Below are 20154 nucleotides of genomic sequence, written 5' to 3'. Positions count from 1 at the left end.
ATTAGAAATTTACTCTCTTAAATATTTATATAATAATACCAATTTCTACAAAAAAAGAACATATAATTAGAAGCTTCTAATTACATGTTCTTTTTCATTGTTATATATTACACTTTAAATTATTCCTTGACTGGCCTAGCTGGTGTAAACTAAACCAGTCTCTCTCAAATATTAAGCACTTTTTTCTTCTTATGTTTTTTAGGATTTATTGTCTCTATTATTGTAAACCAAAGTCATAAAATTGTAAATAGAAGATATTACCATGATGATATTTTTTTATGAATAAAAAATATAGAAAAACTTATTTTTCTTAAATAAAATAGATAAAACAACTAAAAAAGATACTGGAATAATTGTTTTCCATATGTCTTCCATATTTATTTAATCTATTATCATATACAAACTTAGATAAAAATAATTTTAATAAATTTTTTTTAATTAGACTTTATTTTTTAATTAAAATTTTATGATAATAATTTTATGGAGTAAGTATTTTAAAAATCAAATTCTATTTTTAATTAATATATTTTTGTAATTTAGCATTTGATAACATAGTTTTCATTATGTAGAATAAATAAAAAATGGGATGTATTCGTCTAAAGACGTAACTACATCCCACCTTATCTTAATTAAACAACATATATTTTGACTTATAGTTGATTTTTATAGATGTTTTAGTTTTTTTCTACATCAGAGTAATCTACTCCAAAAGTCTCCACAGTAACAGATTTCATAACTTGTGGAGTTTGTGGTTTATCAGCTGCATCTGTTCTAATTGATGCTATTTCATCAACGACCTCTATACCTTCTATTACTCTACCAAATCCTGCATATTGACCATCTAAATGTGGTGAATTTTTATGCATTATGAAAAATTGAGAACCAGCTGAATTTGGTGCCATAGTTCTAGCCATTGATATAACTCCTCTTTCATGTTTTAAGTTATTAGTAAATCCATTCCCACTAAATTCACCTTTTATAGAGTGACCTGGACCACCCATTCCTGTACCATTTGGGCACCCACCTTGTATCATAAATCCTGGTATTACTCTATGAAATATTATTCCATTATAATACCCTTCATTTACTAATGACACAAAGTTTTTAACTGTGTTTGGTGCTATATTTGGATATAACTCAATTTTAATTTCTTTTCCATTTTCCATTTCTATAGTTACTATAGGATTTTTATTTTCCATAATTTATTACCTTCCTTTTCATTAGTTAAATTATACAATCACATTTATTATATTATACTCTAAATTAAAGTCTATCAAGTATATTTTTTCCTATTTCATATCCTTCTTGATAAATAGCTTTGCAAAACTCGTCATCAAAATTAAGAGTGTCTTTAGGTGCAAACTGAGTATTTGGTCTAACTACTATTATTCTGTCTTCATCATATGTTTTTTTAATATCTTCTGGCAATTCATAATTATATTTTGTTGATATTAAAATAATCTTATCCACATTATCCCCAATTAAAGGTTCAATTAATGCACTCCTAATTAGACCTCCATCTAATTTAAAATCATCATAGAGTCCTTCTTGAACATCTTTTACAAATTGTTCTTTAAAACCAAGAGTAGCTTTTGGATTTGATGGTAACAATCCACTGTATGAAATACTGGTAATTGCCTCATCACGAGTCATTTTAGATACATCAACAATCTTTTCTGATACTACTTTATTATTAACTTCTACATAATTAACATAAAACTTCATTTCTTCAATTTTGCTATCATCTAGTTCCCTCAAATTGTCTATAGCAGGAGAATTATCCACAGTATTATTTACTATTTTTACATTTCCATTCTGGATATCTTTTATATTTGTCCACATTTTTTCCAAGTTATCAACATTACCTGTGTACAAATAATATCCATTTATCGCTCCTATTGATGTCCCTGAAATTGAATAAAATTTATTTATTCCACCATCATACAATGCCTTTACTACTCCTGCTTGGTAAGCCCCTTTTGCGCCTCCACCTTCTAAGCATAATCCTAATTTCATAGTCTCATCTCCAAATTGTTTATCTTATATTTATATTTCAAAAAACTTACTAAACGTTTTATATATACTATAATGGTCTTCAACATTCCCCAATTCTCTTATAGAGTGCATTGCCAAAATTGGACTTCCCACATCCACAGATGGTATGTCTATATGAGTAGAAGATATTGGACCTATAGTACTTCCACCTCTTTCATCTGATCTATTAACAAATTCTTGATACTTAACATTAGCTTCTCTACATATATTCTTATAAACAGCTATAGAATATCCATCACTTGTATACGCCTGACTAGCATTTATTTTTATGACAGGTCCTTTTCCCATAACTGGCTTATTAGTTGGGTCATGTTTTTCTGGAGTATTTGGATGGATAGCATGTGCTAAATCCGATGATATCATAAAAGATGAATAAATAGATTCAAAAAACTCTTCCCTATCTTTACCTATTGATAAACAGATTCTCTCTAATATATTTAAGAGCATGTTTGAATCTGCACCTTGTTTAGTAGAGCTACCAACTTCTTCATTATCAAATACGGCAATTACATTTACACCATTTTGACCTTTAGTATCAACAAGAGCATTCAAACTAGCATGTACCATTGCAAGATTATCTTGTCTTCCAATAGATATAAATTCATCATTAGCCCCTATTAAGCTTCCTTTTTCAAATTCATATAAAAATAAGTCAAAATCTATAACATCTTCCATATTTACATCCAAATTAGATGCTATTTGTTTTAAAAGAAAATTATCTTTTTCTAATGTATCATTTAACAAACCAACTAAAGGTAACATGTCCTTTTGCTTATTATATGAATGCCCATCATTTATACTTCTATTTAAGTGTATAGCTAGATTTGGTATTATACAAATTGGCTTTTTAAAGTTTATAAGCCTTTCATTTGGTTTTAATACATTATCACTCTTTAAAACTACCCTCCCAGCTATCCCAAGAGGTCTATCTAGCCATGTACTCAGTATTGCTCCTCCATAGCACTCTGTATTCAACTTCAAATAAGATTTTTCAGCTTCTATTTCTGCATTTGGTTTAATACTAAATGTAGGAGAGTCTGAATGAGAACCTATTATTCTAAATCCATCTTTCTCTATGTCTTCTGAATTAACTACAAAAGCCACTATAGCAGATAAATTTTTAGTAACATAGTATTTCCCACCTACCTTTAGGTTCCACCTATGATTTAAAGCTAACTCTTCAAATCCATTCTTATCTAAAATTTCTTTAGCACTATCAACTGCATGAAAAGATGATGGACTATCATATATGAAGTCTATTAAGTTCTTAGCAAAATTTATACTATCCATTCCTTATATTAACCTCCATTATAAAATATTTAGTGTTGTATATTCTTTATTTATTTTTTTAATTCCTTGTTTGTCAAAGGCTATAGTAACATCTGTCCCAATTATAGATACTACTGTTCCAACCCCAAATTTAGGATGATGCACTTTAGAACCAAGTTTTATATCATCTGGATTAGTTTCTTTATTGGAATCTTTTATTGTAGCATTAACCTTGTCAGCAACTTTAGATTTACTTATAGTATTCATGTACTTTTTAGTATATTTATCTAACATATTATAACTTGCTTTAGAGTAACTCAGTTCTTTCTTTACTTTGTACAATCTTTCTATACATTCTTCTGGTAACTCCTCCATAAATCTCGAAGCTATTGCAACATTTGTTTTACCATATAATGTTCTCTTCTCTGTCAATGACATATATAATTCTTCTTTAGCTCTAGTTATACCGACATAACAAAGTCTTCTCTCTTCTTCTATCTGTGAATCACTTAGAGACTTTATAGCTCTTGATATAGGGAATAATCCTTCTTCCATACCTATTAGGAACACTACAGGGAATTCTAACCCTTTAGATGTATGAATTGTCATAAGAGAAACTCTATCATTGTCTTCTTCATCATTTGATTCAGATGTAAGTGCTATACTAGTTAAGAATGTCTCTAAGTCTTTATTTTCATAGTTCTCATCATTACTACTCTCAAACTCCAAAGCTATAGATATAAATTCTCTCAAGTTGTCAATTCTATCCTGAGCTTCCTCACCTTTACCAGTTAAATCTTTTTCATTTTTATTTCTTATCTCTACAAGTTCATCCATATATCCTGTAGTATCTAAGACCTTTTCTATAAGTTTGCTAACAGGATAAACTTCTTTTATAGTTCTAAGTGTACCTATAATATCAACAAATCCACTTATACTTGCTCTTGCTTTAGTAGATATATCTGAATTTGTCTCTATATCAATTAATACTGAATATATACTCTCCTGCTTTAAATTAGCTCTATCTTCAATTTTTTCTATTGTTCTAAGCCCTATACCCCTTCTAGGTACGTTTATAATTCTTTTTATAGATATATCATCTTGTGGATTTTGAATCACTCTTAAATACGCTAATAAATCCTTTATTTCTTTTCTCTCATAAAATTTTGTACCACCATATATATTGTATGGTATTTGACTTCTATTTAAAGCATCCTCTACAGGTCTAGCTTGTGCATTTGCTCTATAGAGTACTGCGAAGTCTTTATAAGGTCTCTTCTCTTTTCTAGCTATTTGTGCGATTGAATCAGAAATAAAATCAGCTTCTTCTATTTCACTGCCAGTTAGTTGTATCTTTATAAGCTCTCCTTCTTTTTTCTCACTCCAAAGTTTTTTCCTTTTTCTTTCTATATTATTAGATATAACTTTATTAGCTGCATCTAATATCACTTGTGTAGACCTATAATTTTGCTCCAACTTTACAACATGCACATTATCATAGTCTTTCTCAAATTCAAGTATATTTCTTATATCTGCACCTCTCCATCCATAAATACTTTGGTCATCATCTCCAACAACACAAATATTTTGATGTTCTCTTGCTAATAATTTTATCAGTTCGTACTGAGCTTTACTTGTATCTTGGTACTCATCTACCATTATGTATCTAAATCTACTTCTATAATATGCTAAAACTTCTTCATTAGCCTTAAAAAGCTCTACAGTTTTTAGTATTAAATCATCAAAATCAAGTGCACTATTTCTTTTTAAACGGTCTTGATATAATGCATAAATATCTGCAATCTTAACCATTCTATTATCTGCCATATTAATGTCTTTAAACTGTTTTGGAGTATAAAGCTTATCTTTTGCTCCTGAAATAGCACTAATAACTGCTTTTGGCTCAAACACCTTATCACTTAAATTTAGTTCTTTAAGACAGTCTTTAACCAATGTAACTTGGTCTGCTGCATCATAAATTACAAAACTTCTGTTGTAACCAATCTTATTTATATCTTTTCTTAGTATACGAACACAGCAGGAATGGAATGTACTTATCCACATTTCCTTAGTCTCAGAACCTATATTTTGTTCAACTCTCTCTCTCATTTCATTTGCAGCTTTGTTTGTAAATGTTATAGCTAATATATTTGGTGGTTGCACACCTTTATCTTCTATAAGGTATGCCATTCTTGTTGTTAATACCTTAGTTTTACCTGAACCAGCTCCAGCCAGTATAAGTACTGGACCTTCAGTCTTTTCTACTGCTTCTCTTTGAGCAGGATTTAATGTATCTAAATTCATATTTCTCCTCCTGTTAACAGCCATAAATATATTTTAATCTAAAATATGAATTACTTCAAATTATAATTATGTATTATACTAATAGATTATTTCCAATATATTACAATTAAATAACACTTTTTCATATAATTTATTTTACTATTTAATAAAAAAAATAACCTTATGATTTGGGGAATCATAAGGCACCTTTAAGGGGTCTAGGTTAAGGGTTATTATATAAATCTATTTTTTTAAAATAGGTTTAGGGCTTAATTATTTGTTTGTATTAAGTTCTCTTTCTTTCCAGTACTTATACAAATCTTCTTCTTTCTTAAATAAAGGTAAATTCATATTTTTGTGTACCTTTACTAGCCATGGGGATTCTAAGCCAGCTTGTATAATGTTATTTTCATTTACAAATACATTTTCTGCCTTTCCTTCATCAATTAAAATCCCCTTATCCAATACATATATGTAATCACATATTTCATACATTAAATTCATATCATGACTGGATATTACTATTTTTATATTATTTTTATTCAATCCCTTTATTATATCTACAATAGACCTAGTACTTACTGGGTCTAAACCAGCTGTAGGCTCATCAAGCAATATAATTTCATTTTCCATTGCTATAACTGATGCTATTGCTACTCTTTTTTTCTGACCATAACTTAAAAAATGTACTGGTCTATCTATAAAATCTATTCCATTAACAGCTACTAGAGCTTTGTTTATTCTCTCTTTAATTGTTTTTTCATCTATACCAATATTTCTCATTGCAAATGCTATATCGTCGTATACTTTTGAATAGAAAATTTGTTTTTCTGGGTCTTGAAAGACAATACCCACATTTTTTCTAAGATTATACAAACTTTTCTTATCATATTTTAATTTTTCTTCTTTAAAAAGAATTTCTCCAGATGTAGGTTTTAATATACCCATTAAATTCATAAATAATGTTGATTTTCCTGAACCATTTGAACCTATTATACCTATAACATTTCCCTTTGAGAAATCCATATTAATGTTTAATAATGCATTGGCATTCTTTTCATATTGATAAGTTAAATTATTTATTTTAAACATCATTATCCCCTACTATGTGAAATTTACCATCATACAATTTTATGTCTAATGATATGCACATATCATCATACCTTGTCATAAGTCTTTTGTACAGCATACTTCCAAGAATTCCTAAGGATTTATATGAAGTTTTTAAATTTATGTACCCAAATCTTAGTTCTTGTGATTTATATATTTCTGAAAATTCTTCTAAAAATATGAATATAAACCTATATATTAACATTGATAGCTCAACAAAAGTATCAGGTAAATGCATTTTTTTAAAGAAGAATATTAATTGATTAAAAGGTGTTGTAAGTATACAAAAGTACACGCAAGTCAAACAAGACATAGCTCTAAATAACACATGAACAGACATGTCAATAGATGCTTCTGATATCCCTATATTGAAACTAAAAATTTCAAAACTGTATAATAAGTCTGCTTTATTAAAAGATATATTTACAAGAGTTATTCCTATACTAAGAAATAAAAAGTACATTGGTATTCTAAGTAATTTTAAATAATTTTTTAAATCTATTCCAGCCACACAAACAACTAGAATACTCATTAAAACCATAATTCCACTTAAAACAAATATATTTTTTATTACCATAGAAGCAATCAGAAAGATTACTCCTATGGCTACTTTTTTATTTGGATTTACTTTACTTAATCTATTTGTATATGCATATTTATCAATTATAAGCATAATTAACTTCTCTTTCCTTTTTGAACACCTAATATGTATCCTATTACACCAGCACCTAATGCTGCTTGTGCAGAGAATAATAAACTTTCTATTTCTCCACTTGGTGGCTCATATGGGCTACTAAACCATGGTTCATAATCTGGATTTATCTTAGTAATTTCACTTTCAGCTTGACCATCTGCTCCTCCATATTCAGCTCCTGAGTTAACAAGTAATGGAAATATGATAAGAGCCACTACTAATAAAAGTAGTAATATATTAGTTTTCGTTTTTGTTTTAGCACTCATTAGCTTTAACTCCTTTATCATTATTTTCTAGTATGCTTTTTTCTCCATTTTCTGTAACTAAATTATATACAATTACAGTAAGTATACCTTCTGCTATTGCTATTGGTATTTGAGTCATAAAGAAAATTCCTAAAAACTTAATTGCTGAAGCCATCACTCCACCTGATGGGTCTGGAAAAGCCAGTGCTAACTGTATCGAAGTTATTGTATATGTAGCCAAATCTCCTAATGCTGCGGCAAGAAATACTGGTATTGCATTATTTCCATCTTTTTTCTTTAATGCTTTAAATATTAAGAATGATATAATTGGTCCTATAATAGCCATTGAAAAAGCATTAGCTCCTAAAGTAGTTATTCCTCCATGTGCTAATAATAATGCTTGGAATATTAGAACTATAGTTCCAAGAACAAACATTACACTTGGTCCAAACATTATTGCTCCAAGACCTACTCCAGTAGGATGTGAACAACTTCCTGTTACTGAAGGTATTTTTAGTGCTGACAACACAAACACAAATGCTCCACATAGTGCTAATAATACTTTCTTTTTAGGGTCTTGCTTTACTATTTTTCCTATCGATTTTAGTCCTACTAAGAAAAATGGTATAAATATAACTCCCCATGCTATAGACCATTTTACTGGTAAGTACCCTTCCATTATGTGCATTGCATTCGATGTAACTGGAGTTAAAATGATTAACATAAGTGCAGCTATAACCCCTAATTTGATATTTTGTTTCATTTTACTATCCCCTCTCTCCCTTTCTAATAATTAAAATATAAATAATATATGTCTGATTTATTTTAAAAATAAAAAAGCCTAACTCGATGGCTAGGCTTCTAATTTTCGACAATTTAAATACAAACACATAAAATAAACATATCTGTATAATTATTATAAGAAACTTTCTCCATCCCCGAAGAAATTACTTTAATATTTTAGGCAGGTCTCCTGACTTAGCTTCTTCCTACTCCTCTTCCTTCCCATGAAATATAAAAATATATCATCATAGTGGCTAACAAAAGTTTCGTCTGCATCACAGTAGCGGGGGCTGTAAAGGAATTTAACCTTTTTCCCTATTAATCTTGCTTGAAGAACCTATAATATTATATATTTAATTGTTAAATTATTCTTAAAACATTTTCTATATAAATCATTGTATACCTTTTCTGTGAAAATTTCTACATTTTTTACAGATTTTATTCATTTTTATATTTTTATGTATATAAATTATTTTTTATACTCTTGGTTAATTTCTAATTATCTTCTTTAAATACATTGAAACCACATCAGAAAATCTAGTTATATCTCTCGAATATATAAAATCATTTCCATATATTAATCTTTCAGCTTCAAGTTCTGATTCTTTCCCTGTAAACACTCCTAATACCAATATATTTTGTTTCCTAGCCTTTCTAACTTCATTAGCTGTGTCTCTCAAACCAACTATACCCCTATAAGCTTTTTCTCCTCTTAAAGTTCTCTCACTATTTTTTCCTATCTTTACATCATTTGGTCTTCCATCACTAAGAACTATCAAAATTTTATTTTCTTCATCTCTATTTATTAGACCACTACATATAGATTTTATAGCCAAGCCATCTCGATTATTACCAGCGCAAAAGTATTCAAATATATTTTCACTATTTTTTAAACTATCATCATAATCTTTAAATCTTTTTAATATTGTATAGTCTAAAAAACTAGAAAATCCAATAACTCTATTTGGTATGCCAACTTCTGTTAAAGCATTTGCAATTATATACGCTTGAATTGCTACATTTCCTTGATTTCTACTTTGAGAACCACTTGCATCTAATAATATATCAATAACATATTTTCCTTTTTCATTTTCTATGTCTTTGTAAAATATTTTATTATTATTACTTCTACCCACTCTCCAAGCTCTATTTGCTAATATAGTTCCACAATCAGAGTATACTCTTGTTTTGGCATTTTCTTCTATCAAAATTCTAGCTAGACTTTCTTTTAATCTCTTTATCTGCTGTCTATACATTCTAGCATTTTCTCTAAATTTTCCTAAATTATTTTCTTTTTGCCTTGTTACATATTTTAACTGGAATACATTATTACACTCACTTCTAAGAACTCCATCTGTAAAGTGTATTCTGCACCCTTCATGAACATTTCTACAATTTTGTGTTTCAATCTTTTTAATTTCACCTTTACTCAAATAAGTTTTTCCATAATAATGTTCTATCTTTGAATATATTTTATTTGCTGTCTCTTCATCAACATATATAACCCTGTCTGCTGAATTGCTAGATTGAGAATCCTCAAAATCTCCTACTCCCTCTATAAGCATAGATGAAGATATAGAGTCTATGTCACTTTCAATAATATTTTCTTCTTCTTCACTATAAAGTTCTTCATACATAAAGTCAGCAAATGTATCAAAATTTACTTCAACATCTTTCACATTATTTTCATCATATGTAGAACCACTTTCTTCTGCATTTAATATATATTCAAAATAAGTTAAATATATAACATCTAATGCTTTTAAAACCTCCATAATATCTTGATTTGTATCTATATTCTGTATGTCATTAACTATTCTTCTAGTTAGACTATCTAGTGCTGGATGCTTGTCCATATTATAAAGTACAAAGGCATATTTGATTTTATCCATGATATTATCATTATGTATTTTGGTAAAACGTGAAACAATATCCTTATAAGCATTTTTTCTTATATCTTCTATTCCTGGTCTGTCTTTAATAGCCTTTTCTTCAACTATTGTATTTAATATAACTTGAATCAAACCTAATATAATATCTTTGTCATATCCTTTTCGAATTCTATTTGTGAGGTATTTTTTCACTATGTCCCAATCTACATACTTTCTTCTAGCACCTGCAATTATTGCAAAATACAGACCTATCTCTTTTGAAGAATAATCTTTTTCTGATATATCTATACTTTCATTATAATCTCCAGCTATTGTCCAAGATAAGTTATTGGCTCTGTTTTCAAATTCATAATCATCATATATCCATTTCATAATCTCACCTATATTAAATATGACTTATTGGAAATACATCTATACTCTCCCATTTATTAGGTATTCTAGTTTTAATTACATCTCCAACCATTTCTTTCTCATATATATCGAAAGTCTTCCCTGTAAGCCCCATATTAATTGCAAGAGTTGGTTTCAATCCCCTTCTTATAGTTTTAAGTGATGCCATAAGACCACGCAGGTCAATAGCTTTACTAGATATTTCACCATTTTGAGATTTCAACTGTAAATCTAAAAATATTCCTGCAAAATGCATTAATTTTTCTTCATCAGCATCTGAAAATTCATTTTTTAAAATCATCATTAACTTTTCTTCTTCTATAGGGGGAATATCTATTACCATAAATCTAGATACTAGTGCCTCATTAAGTTCTTTTGTTCCTGCATATTCATAATTCATAGTTCCAATAAATCTTGTTGCTGGATGTAGATTGACTCTTTCATACCCAGGTACATCAATCAACCTTCTATAATCTAAAGCTGAATGTACTACCACTACAGCGTCATTCTTTGCCATATTAATTTCATCAAACACACCAAAACCTCCATTGATAGCACATTCATAAACAGAACCTCTTCTAAGCTTAACTTCATTATCTATAAATGTGTCTGTACCTATAAGTGTTGAACTATCTGTATTTATATGAAATGATGTATTCCATTGAGGTCTATTAAATATCTCCCCTAAATTGTCAGCAAGTAAGTTTTTTCCTGTTGCTTTTGGCCCTGATAATAATATATTTTCTTCTTCTAAAATAGCTGCTATACACATAGACAAAATATCTCTTCCATAAAAATAAGTTTTAGACTTTGTTACCCTGTACTCTAAATCTTTCTCTATAGCATAATAACGTCTAAAATATAGTATATCTTCAATAAGTTTCTCATCTACCCCTTGTACCCTTAGATTATCTATTATATCCATATTCTTACCCCTTTTATATAAATAGTATTTGTTTCATTTCTTAACATCATTTTAGCATAAAAGGGTATAAGCTAGAATCGATTTTACAAATTAATCATACCTCTTTATCTATTTTAAAGAAAAATCATCTGTATATATTTTTTATAGGTTATTTTAGGGAAACAGTTGGGAATTATCATATCATAGATTACTCCAATAGTGATATACCGACCTTCATAAATGTATTTTATATGAACAATCATACTATATCTTTGAAAGATACACAGTATGGTGGCTAACATATCAATTATTGTATTATTCTCTCTTTTTATATTTATTATCTTGACAATACTCATTTATAAGCCTATACTGTACTTAACTAACAAGTACAGTAAGTACAGTATAGGAGGATTAAATGGAAATAATCATTAGCAACAGTAGTGATAAACCTATATATGAACAAATATGTTTACAGATTAAAAGTCTTATAATGAATGGGACATTATCTGCTGGTGAAATGCTTCCATCTATGAGAAGTCTAGCAAAAGATTTACATATAAGTGTAATTACTGTTCAACGGGCATATGAGGATTTAACTCGTGATGGATTTATTGAAACTGTCTCTGGTAAAGGTAGTTTTGTCTCTAGTCAAAATAAAGAGTTCATTCAAGAAGATCAGTTGCGAATAGCAGAAGAATTATTACAAAAAGTCTCAGAAATTGGTAGAACACATGGTATATCTTATGAGCAGATGACCAATATTCTCAAATTATTCTATGAAGATTAAGGGGATGTAAACTATGGAAAAAAATAATGTTTTAGTTCAAAACTTATATAAAGCTTTTGATGATTTCTCATTGAAAGATGTTTCATTTAGTATTCCAAAAGGCAGGATTGTTGGTTTTATTGGTGAGAATGGAGCTGGAAAAAGTACCACAATTAACTTAATACTGAATGAATTGAAAAAAGATGCTGGAAAAATTGAAATATTCGGGGTAGACAATGCAACATATTCAATTAAAGATGATATTGGTATTGTCTTTGATGAGTGCAATTTCCATGATATTTTTACTGCAAAACATATTGGTAAAATACTCTCTGGCATATATACATCATGGGATAATTCACTTTATCAATATTATCTAGAAAAATTCAATCTTCCATTAAAAAAAACTATTGTCTCATTTTCTAAAGGAATGAAAATGAAACTCTCTATTATATGTGCTCTGTCTCATAAACCAAAGCTTCTCATTTTAGATGAAGCAACAACTGGGCTTGACCCTGTTAGTCGGGATGAAATCTTGGATTTGTTTTTGGAGTTCATACAAGATGAAGAACACTCTATTTTCTTTTCATCTCATATCACATCAGATATACAAAAAATTGCGGATTATGTGATACTAATTCATAAAGGAAAAATAGTTTTTGAGGAACAAAAAGATAACTTAATCTACAATTATGGAATTATTAGATGTGGAAAAGAAAAATTTAAAACTATCTCACAGGATGATTATCTTATTTACAGACAAACAAATGTAAGTATAGAATGCTTAGTTAATGATAAAGAAACTGCAAAAAGAAAATATAAGGATGTAGTTGTTGATAATGCAACATTGGAAGATATTATGCTTTTCTATATTAAAGGAGGAATATTATGCGAGGATTAATATACAAAGACTTCTATCTCTTTTTAAAAAGTATTGATAAGAAACTTATTATAATTGCAATAGTGGCTATTCTCCTTCTCATTATGAATATGGGGATATATGCTGGGCTAATGACTTCAATTATGTTTTCTATTTCAATAGGTATGCAAAATATTATAAGTTTCGCAAGTGATGAGAATGTAAACTGGAAAAAATACCAATTAGCTATGCCTGTTAGTGGATGTTCTGTAGTTGCAAGCAAATATATTTCTGTTATATGCACATTGGTTTTCAGTTTATTTGGGAGCATTATATTTAGTTTAATGAGCAGTATTTTCTATAGTAATTTTGAAATCAGTCTCTTGGGCTTATCTATCATTGCATCAATTATTTTGCCACTTACTTGTACTTCTATTTGTTTACCTCTTACATATTGGTTTGGTTTCCGTTCAGCACAGACGATAGGATTACTTTTCGTCGTTCCTATTTTCTATTTCATCAAATATTTTGAGGATGGACCTGGATTTTCTGCTATTCCAGCCACTACACAATCCTATTTATTAATGGCATCCATAACAGTTATAGTCCTATTCATTGTTTCTTTTGTAATAAGTGTACTTGGATACTCAAGAAAAAATAGCCATATATAAAAATAAATCTGATGATTAATTGATATTAACTACTACTCAATATGTTCTTTTATTATTGAATTCCACTTATTCACTATTTATTTGACATTAAAAATCCCCGTTTCCACACTGGAGTAAAAACGGGGATTTTAATTATTAGAAATTATCTCACTCATTTAAATCTTACAATAAATATAGAAAATAATGAAGAAATCTACTGATTTTTTATAATCTTATCTTATGACGTTTTTTATGTATATATGACTTAATAGTAAATCCAATAAGAATTAAAGCTATTGGTATAATTAGAACTAGGAATTTATAATCATTATAATGAGTCATTATTTTTACCCAGCTCTCTGAGAAAATATACCCTATACTTATTAATGAAGTATTCCATATAGTGATTCCCACAATAGATGATATTACAAAAGTTATAATATTTTGACCTGCTATACCTGCTATAAAAGATATATATGTTCTACATAGTGGAATTAATCTACATACACAAACAGAAATAGAAGAATATTTATTAAAATAATCCTGAGATGCAAATATTCCTTTCTTAGCTTTTGGACATATCTCTACTATTTTATTTATAATAGATTTACCACCCCAATTTCCTACTGCATAACAAAATATTGAGCCAAGTATACCTGCAATTATACTCAAAATCAAAATTGTCAAAAATCCAAAATGATTTCTTGCAGCAATTGCTCCACATAATGGTAAGACAACCTCGCTAGGTAGTGGAAAACAAGCATACTCAATCATAATTAATACAAATACAGAGATTAATCCATATTGTAAAATAAAACTATTGATTACAGACACTTACTTATCTATCTCCTTTCTTATTTAAAAGTACATATCTATAAGGGCTCCCACCCTATATTTAAAGAATCAATCTCTTTAAACTATTATATGTATTTATACAAAGTATTTATAACATACTTTGAAAATAGTACTTTAAAAATAAGAAACTTGCATAAATAAAAAAGATTACGTGGCTACGTCCTACTCTCCCAGGCAGTTTCCCACCAAGTACCATCAGCGCTAGAGAGCTTAACTTCTGTGTTCGGAATGGGAACAGGTGTATCCTCTCTGCTATTGTAACCACATAATCTTTATGCTTAATATCTCTATTAAGTTTTTAGAATCTAGTAATACTAGTTTCTTTAGAGTTAACACTCTAAAAACTGCACATATATTTTACTGAATGGACATCAAATAATTTGGTCAAGTCCTCGACCTATTAGTATCGATAAGCTAAATACATTGCTGCACTTACACCTTCGACCTATCAACCAGATAGTCTTTCTGGGGTCTTACCCTTGCGGTGGGAAATCTTATCTTGAAGTCGGCTTCGCGCTTAGATGCTTTCAGCGCTTATCCATTCCGTACATAGCTACCCAGCCATGCCCTTGGCAGAACAACTGGTACACCAGAGGTACGTCCATCCCGGTCCTCTCGTACTAAGGACAGGTCTTCTCAAATTTCCTACGCCTGCGACGGATAGGGACCGAACTGTCTCACGACGTTCTGAACCCAGCTCGCGTACCACTTTAATGGGCGAACAGCCCAACCCTTGGGACCTACTACAGCCCCAGGATGTGATGAGCCGACATCGAGGTGCCAAACCTCCCCGTCGATGTGGACTCTTGGGGGAGATAAGCCTGTTATCCCCAGGGTAGCTTTTATCCGTTGAGCGATGGCCCTTCCACGCAGAACCACCGGATCACTAAGTCCGATTTTCATCCTTGCTCGACCTGTATGTCTTGCAATCAAGCTCTCTTTTGCCTTTACACTCTACGTACGATTTCCGACCGTACTGAGAGAACCTTTGAGCGCCTCCGTTACCTTTTGGGAGGCGACCGCCCCAGTCAAACTGCCCACCTGACAGTGTCCCAAGACCAGATTCATGGCCTATGGTTAGAGTCCCAGTACTACAAGGGTGGTATCCCAAGGATGGCTCCGCCAAAACTAGCGTCCTGGTTTCAAAGCCTCCCACCTATCCTGTACATGTAGTACCAAGACCCAATGTCAAGCTACAGTAAAGCTCCATGGGGTCTTTCCGTCCTGTCGCAGGTATCCGGCATCTTCACCGGAATTACAATTTCACCGAGTCTGTTGTTGAGACAGTGCCCAAATCGTTACGCCTTTCGTGCGGGTCGGAACTTACCCGACAAGGAATTTCGCTACCTTAGGACCGTTATAGTTACGGCCGCCGTTTACTGGGGCTTAAGTTCACTGCTTCGATTGCTCTAACAGATCCCCTTAACCTTCCAGCACCGGGCAGGCGTCAGCTCCTATACATCGTCTTGCGACTTAGCAGAAACCTATGTTTTTGGTAAACAGTCGCTTGGGCCTATTCTCTGCGGCCACCAGATGGTGGCACCCCTTATCCCTAAGTTACGGGGTCATTTTGCCGAGTTCCTTAACAACAGTTCTCTCGCGGGCCTTAGGATACTCTCCTCACCCACCTGTGTCGGTTTGCGGTACGGGTACCTTTAACCTCGATAGAGACTTTTCTTGACAGTGTGAAATCAGCTACTTCGCTACTAAATTTCGCTCCCCATCACATCCCAGCATTATCAAAGCGGATTTACCTACTCTGACTGCCTCAATGCTTGGGCACACATAACCAACAGTGTGCTTAGCTTATCCTACTGTGTCATCCCATCTCTCAAACGGTTATCGGTAGTACAGGAATATCAACCTGTTGTCCATCACCTACGCCTTTCGGCCTCAGCTTAGGTCCCGACTAACCCAGGGCGGACGAACCTTCCCCTGGAAACCTTGGGTTTACGGCCTGTGGGATTCTCACCCACATCTCGCTACTCATGCCAACATTCTCACTCCCATACTGTCCACATGTCCTTACGGTCATGCTTCAACCCGTATGGGAAGCTCCCCTACCCATCATAATGATGCCGTAGCTTCGGTAGTAAGTTTTAGCCCCGGAAATCTTCGGCGCAGGATCACTCGACCAGTGAGCTATTACGCACTCTTTGAATGAGTGGCTGCTTCTAAGCCAACATCCTGGTTGTCTGTGCAATCCCACATCCTTTACCACTTAACTTACATTTAGGGACCTTAGCTGACGATCTGGGCTGTTGCCCTTTCGACTATGAATCTTATCACCCACAGTCTGACTCCCAAGTATAAGATGACGGCATTCGGAGTTTGATAGTCTTCGGTAGGTGCAATACCCCCTAGGACATTCAGTGCTCTACCTCCGTATCTCTCACCTTGAGGCTAGCCCTAAAGCTATTTCGGGGAGAACCAGCTATCTCCGGGCTCGATTGGAATTTCACCGCTACCCACAAGTCATCCCCGAGCTTTTCAACGCTCGTGGGTTCGGACCTCCACGAAATTTTACTTTCGCTTCATCCTGCTCATGGGTAGGTCGCCCGGTTTCGGGTCTACGTCAAGTAACTGAACGCTCAGTTAAAACTCGCTTTCGCTACGGCTCCACACCTTAAGTGCTTAACCTTGCTACTTAACGTAACTCGTTGGCCCGTTCTACAAAAAGTACGCGGTCACACAAGAAATGTGCTTCCACAGCTTGTAAGTGCAGGGTTTCAGGTTCTATTTCACTCCCCTCCCGGGGTTCTTTTCACCTTTCCCTCACGGTACTATACGCTATCGGTCACTAGGTAGTATTTAGCCTTGGAGGGTGGTCCCTCCTGCTTCCCACAGGGTTTCACGTGTCCCGTGGTACTCTGGATCATATCTAAAGTCTTCTCGTTTAACATACAGGACTATTACCTTCTGTGGTGGGTCTTTCCAAACCTCTTCAATTACGATACCTCTTCGTTATGATATGTCCGCAACCCCAATAAAGAAAACTTTATTGGTTTGGGCTCTTCCGCGTTCGCTCGCCGCTACTTACGGAATCGAATTTCTTTCTCTTCCTTCAGGTACTTAGATGTTTCAGTTCCCTGAGTTCCCCTCATTAAGCTATGAATTCACTTAATGATACTTAGACATTACTCTAAGTGAGTTTCCTCATTCGGAAATCTTCGGATCAAAGTTTACGTGCAACTCCCCGAAGCTTATCGCAGCTTATCGCGTCCTTCATCGGCTCCTAGTGCCAAGGCATCCGCCCTGCACCCTTAATAACTTGACCAGTTAAAAAGGTTTGATAGATTAAAGTCTATCAACTTGATAATTTTAAAAAGTTATCAGCTTTATATATTACAAATTAGATGTCATATCACTAAATATATATGCAGTTTTTAAGGTGCTAACGCACATTTTCAACAAACAAACTTCACATTGGTTTAGTTTATTTGGTTGATTCAAGTGCTAATTTTGAGTATTCGTAAAAACGAACCCTCAAAATTAAACAGTAGGCAATTCTCCTTAGAAAGGAGGTGATCCAGCCGCACCTTCCGATACGGCTACCTTGTTACGACTTCACCCCAGTTATTGATTCCACCTTCGACGACTTCTTCCAAAAGGTTAGATAATCGGCTTCGGGCGTCTCCAACTCCCGTGGTGTGACGGGCGGTGTGTACAAGACCCGGGAACGCATTCACCGCAGCATTCTGATCTGCGATTACTAGTAACTCCAGCTTCATGTAGGCGAGTTTCAGCCTACAATCCGAACTGAGAGTAGCTTTAAGGGATTAGCTCCACCTTACGGCTTGGCAACCCTCTGTACTACCCATTGTAGCACGTGTGTAGCCCTAAGCATAAGGGGCATGATGATTTGACGTCATCCCCACCTTCCTCCAGGTTATCCCTGGCAGTCTCTCTAGAGTGCCCAACTTAATGATGGCAACTAAAGACAAGGGTTGCGCTCGTTGCGGGACTTAACCCAACATCTCACGACACGAGCTGACGACAACCATGCACCACCTGTCACCAATGTCCCCGAAGGGAACTCTCCGATTAAGGAGATGTCATTGGGATGTCAAGCTTAGGTAAGGTTCTTCGCGTTGCTTCGAATTAAACCACATGCTCCGCTACTTGTGCGGGTCCCCGTCAATTCCTTTGAGTTTCACTCTTGCGAGCGTACTTCCCAGGCGGAGTACTTAATGCGTTAGCTGCGGCACCGAGGGGGGTAACCCCCGACACCTAGTACTCATCGTTTACAGCGTGGACTACCAGGGTATCTAATCCTGTTTGCTCCCCACGCTTTCGTGCCTCAGCGTCAGTTACAGTCCAGAGAGCCGCCTTCGCAACTGGTGTTCCTCCTAATATCTACGCATTTCACCGCTACACTAGGAATTCCACTCTCCTCTCCTGCACTCAAGTCTCCCAGTTTCAAGAGCTTACTACGGTTGAGCCGTAGCCTTTCACTCCTGACTTGAAAGACCGCCTACGCACCCTTTACGCCCAGTAAATCCGGATAACGCTAGCCCCCTACGTATTACCGCGGCTGCTGGCACGTAGTTAGCCGGGGCTTCCTCCTCAAGTACCGTCATTATCTTCCTTGAGGACAGAGTTTTACGACCCGAAGGCCTTCATCACTCACGCGGCGTTGCTGCATCAGGCTTTCGCCCATTGTGCAATATTCCCCACTGCTGCCTCCCGTAGGAGTTTGGACCGTGTCTCAGTTCCAATGTGGCCGATCACCCTCTCAGGTCGGCTACTGATCGTCGCCTTGGTAAGCCGTTACCTTACCAACTAGCTAATCAGACGCGGGTCCATCCTGTACTGGCTCACCTTTGATATTTAAGAGATGCCTCTCAAATATATTATCCCGTATTAGCATACCTTTCGGTATGTTATCCGTGTGTACAGGGTAGGTTACCCACGCGTTACTCACCCGTCCGCCGCTCTTTACCGAAGTAAATCGCTCAACTTGCATGTGTTAGGCACGCCGCCAGCGTTCATCCTGAGCCAGGATCAAACTCTCAAATAAAAGTTTATCAGGCTCAGATACTATTGTTATCAAAATATCTGGCTTTATGGTTTGTTTCTTGTTTTATAAATTAACCTACTGTTTAATTTTCAAAGTTCATTTTTCATGTTTGCCCTTTTCTTAAGGACAAGTAATACTATATCATCTTAAAAATATTTCGTCAACACTTTTTCAAATTATTTTTTTAAAATATTTACTTTTTTATATTATATAGCTTACTGAATGCTAGTTATATCATATCATTAATGAATTTTTACTCAAATATTTTCTTATAAAATAATAATTACCAATCTATATATTTGTAATTATTATAATTCTTATTCCTTAATTAGTCTTAGCAATAAACAAGAATCATCTATATATAAGTTTAAAATATATA

Annotated in this window: 14 protein-coding genes, 3 rRNA genes and 1 riboswitch; of the genes, 3 read left to right on the top strand and 14 right to left on the bottom strand. The window is 33.3% G+C overall.

Annotation, left to right across the window (positions count from 1 at the left end):
- Window positions 1-674: 674 nt before the first annotated feature.
- From ACTG47_RS02255 to ACTG47_RS02210, 10 genes are all read right to left on the bottom strand, one after another.
- Window positions 675-1199, bottom strand: coding sequence for a peptidylprolyl isomerase (locus ACTG47_RS02255; protein ID WP_169470448.1), 525 nt, complete (start codon window positions 1197-1199; stop codon window positions 675-677).
- Window positions 1200-1263: 64 nt separating this feature from the next.
- Window positions 1264-2016: a patatin-like phospholipase family protein gene (locus tag ACTG47_RS02250; RefSeq protein ID WP_479925938.1), complete on the bottom strand. Its 753-nt coding sequence runs from the start codon at window positions 2014-2016 to the stop codon at window positions 1264-1266.
- Window positions 2017-2046: 30 nt separating this feature from the next.
- Window positions 2047-3345 (bottom strand): M18 family aminopeptidase, encoded by a 1299-nt coding sequence (locus ACTG47_RS02245; RefSeq protein ID WP_479925937.1) that lies wholly within the window; start codon window positions 3343-3345, stop codon window positions 2047-2049.
- Between the two features lie 18 nt (window positions 3346-3363).
- Window positions 3364-5628 (bottom strand): DUF3553 domain-containing protein, encoded by a 2265-nt coding sequence (locus tag ACTG47_RS02240; RefSeq protein WP_479925936.1) that lies wholly within the window; start codon window positions 5626-5628, stop codon window positions 3364-3366.
- A 252-nt stretch (window positions 5629-5880) separates the two neighbouring features.
- Complete coding sequence (locus tag ACTG47_RS02235; RefSeq protein WP_169470452.1) at window positions 5881-6699, bottom strand: energy-coupling factor ABC transporter ATP-binding protein; 819 nt, start codon at window positions 6697-6699, stop codon at window positions 5881-5883.
- Window positions 6692-7390 carry a cobalt ECF transporter T component CbiQ gene (cbiQ, locus tag ACTG47_RS02230; RefSeq protein WP_479925935.1) on the bottom strand — a complete coding sequence of 233 codons (699 nt, stop codon included), beginning with the start codon at window positions 7388-7390 and terminating at the stop codon, window positions 6692-6694. The genes ACTG47_RS02235 and cbiQ overlap by 8 nt, the downstream gene beginning before the upstream one ends.
- 2 nt (window positions 7391-7392) lie before the next feature.
- Complete coding sequence (locus ACTG47_RS02225; RefSeq protein WP_009888183.1) at window positions 7393-7677, bottom strand: energy-coupling factor ABC transporter substrate-binding protein; 285 nt, start codon at window positions 7675-7677, stop codon at window positions 7393-7395.
- Entirely contained in the window at window positions 7667-8419 is a 753-nt protein-coding gene (locus ACTG47_RS02220; RefSeq protein WP_169470454.1) for an energy-coupling factor ABC transporter permease, read from the bottom strand. Before ACTG47_RS02220 ends, ACTG47_RS02225 begins: the two co-directional genes overlap by 11 nt.
- A 183-nt stretch (window positions 8420-8602) precedes the next feature.
- A riboswitch (cobalamin riboswitch) is annotated at window positions 8603-8795 on the bottom strand.
- A 132-nt stretch (window positions 8796-8927) separates the two neighbouring features.
- Window positions 8928-10703, bottom strand: a complete 1776-nt coding sequence (locus ACTG47_RS02215) for a vWA domain-containing protein (protein ID WP_479925934.1) — start codon at window positions 10701-10703, stop codon at window positions 8928-8930.
- Between the two features lie 13 nt (window positions 10704-10716).
- The gene (locus ACTG47_RS02210) at window positions 10717-11646 is read right to left on the bottom strand and encodes an AAA family ATPase (RefSeq protein WP_169470456.1); all 930 of its coding nucleotides are present in this window, start codon (window positions 11644-11646) and stop codon (window positions 10717-10719) included.
- 394 nt (window positions 11647-12040) lie between these two features.
- Between ACTG47_RS02210 and ACTG47_RS02205 the strand changes: the two genes are divergently transcribed.
- Genes ACTG47_RS02205 through ACTG47_RS02195 form a run of 3 tightly spaced genes read left to right on the top strand, consistent with a single transcriptional unit; the run spans window position 12041 to window position 13921 of the window.
- On the top strand, window positions 12041-12412 hold the full coding sequence (locus ACTG47_RS02205; protein WP_479925933.1) for a GntR family transcriptional regulator: 372 nt from the start codon (window positions 12041-12043) through the stop codon (window positions 12410-12412).
- A 13-nt stretch (window positions 12413-12425) separates the two neighbouring features.
- Entirely contained in the window at window positions 12426-13292 is an 867-nt protein-coding gene (locus ACTG47_RS02200; protein WP_479925932.1) for an ABC transporter ATP-binding protein, read from the top strand.
- A complete protein-coding gene (locus ACTG47_RS02195; protein WP_169470458.1) occupies window positions 13280-13921 on the top strand; it encodes an ABC-2 transporter permease in 642 nt (213 codons plus the stop codon). The genes ACTG47_RS02200 and ACTG47_RS02195 overlap by 13 nt, the downstream gene beginning before the upstream one ends.
- A gap of 204 nt (window positions 13922-14125) precedes the next feature.
- Here the strand turns inward: ACTG47_RS02195 and ACTG47_RS02190 are convergent, their stop codons facing one another.
- The 4 genes from ACTG47_RS02190 to ACTG47_RS02175 all read right to left on the bottom strand — a co-directional run bounded on the left by ACTG47_RS02190 (window position 14126) and on the right by ACTG47_RS02175 (window position 19775).
- On the bottom strand, window positions 14126-14734 hold the full coding sequence (locus ACTG47_RS02190) for a DedA family protein (RefSeq protein WP_169470459.1): 609 nt from the start codon (window positions 14732-14734) through the stop codon (window positions 14126-14128).
- A 170-nt stretch (window positions 14735-14904) separates the two neighbouring features.
- Window positions 14905-15021: ribosomal RNA gene (gene rrf, locus ACTG47_RS02185) — 5S ribosomal RNA — on the bottom strand.
- 114 nt (window positions 15022-15135) lie between these two features.
- Window positions 15136-18032: ribosomal RNA gene (locus tag ACTG47_RS02180) — 23S ribosomal RNA — on the bottom strand.
- Between the two features lie 240 nt (window positions 18033-18272).
- Window positions 18273-19775, bottom strand: a 16S ribosomal RNA gene (locus ACTG47_RS02175).
- Together the 16S, 23S and 5S rRNA genes form the textbook arrangement of a ribosomal RNA operon.
- Window positions 19776-20154: the final 379 nt, after the last annotated feature.

The organism is Clostridioides sp. LIBA-6622 (assembly GCF_056716095.1).
The sequence above is the reverse complement of the archived record's forward strand: the minus strand, read 5'-3'. Positions and strand labels throughout refer to the sequence as shown.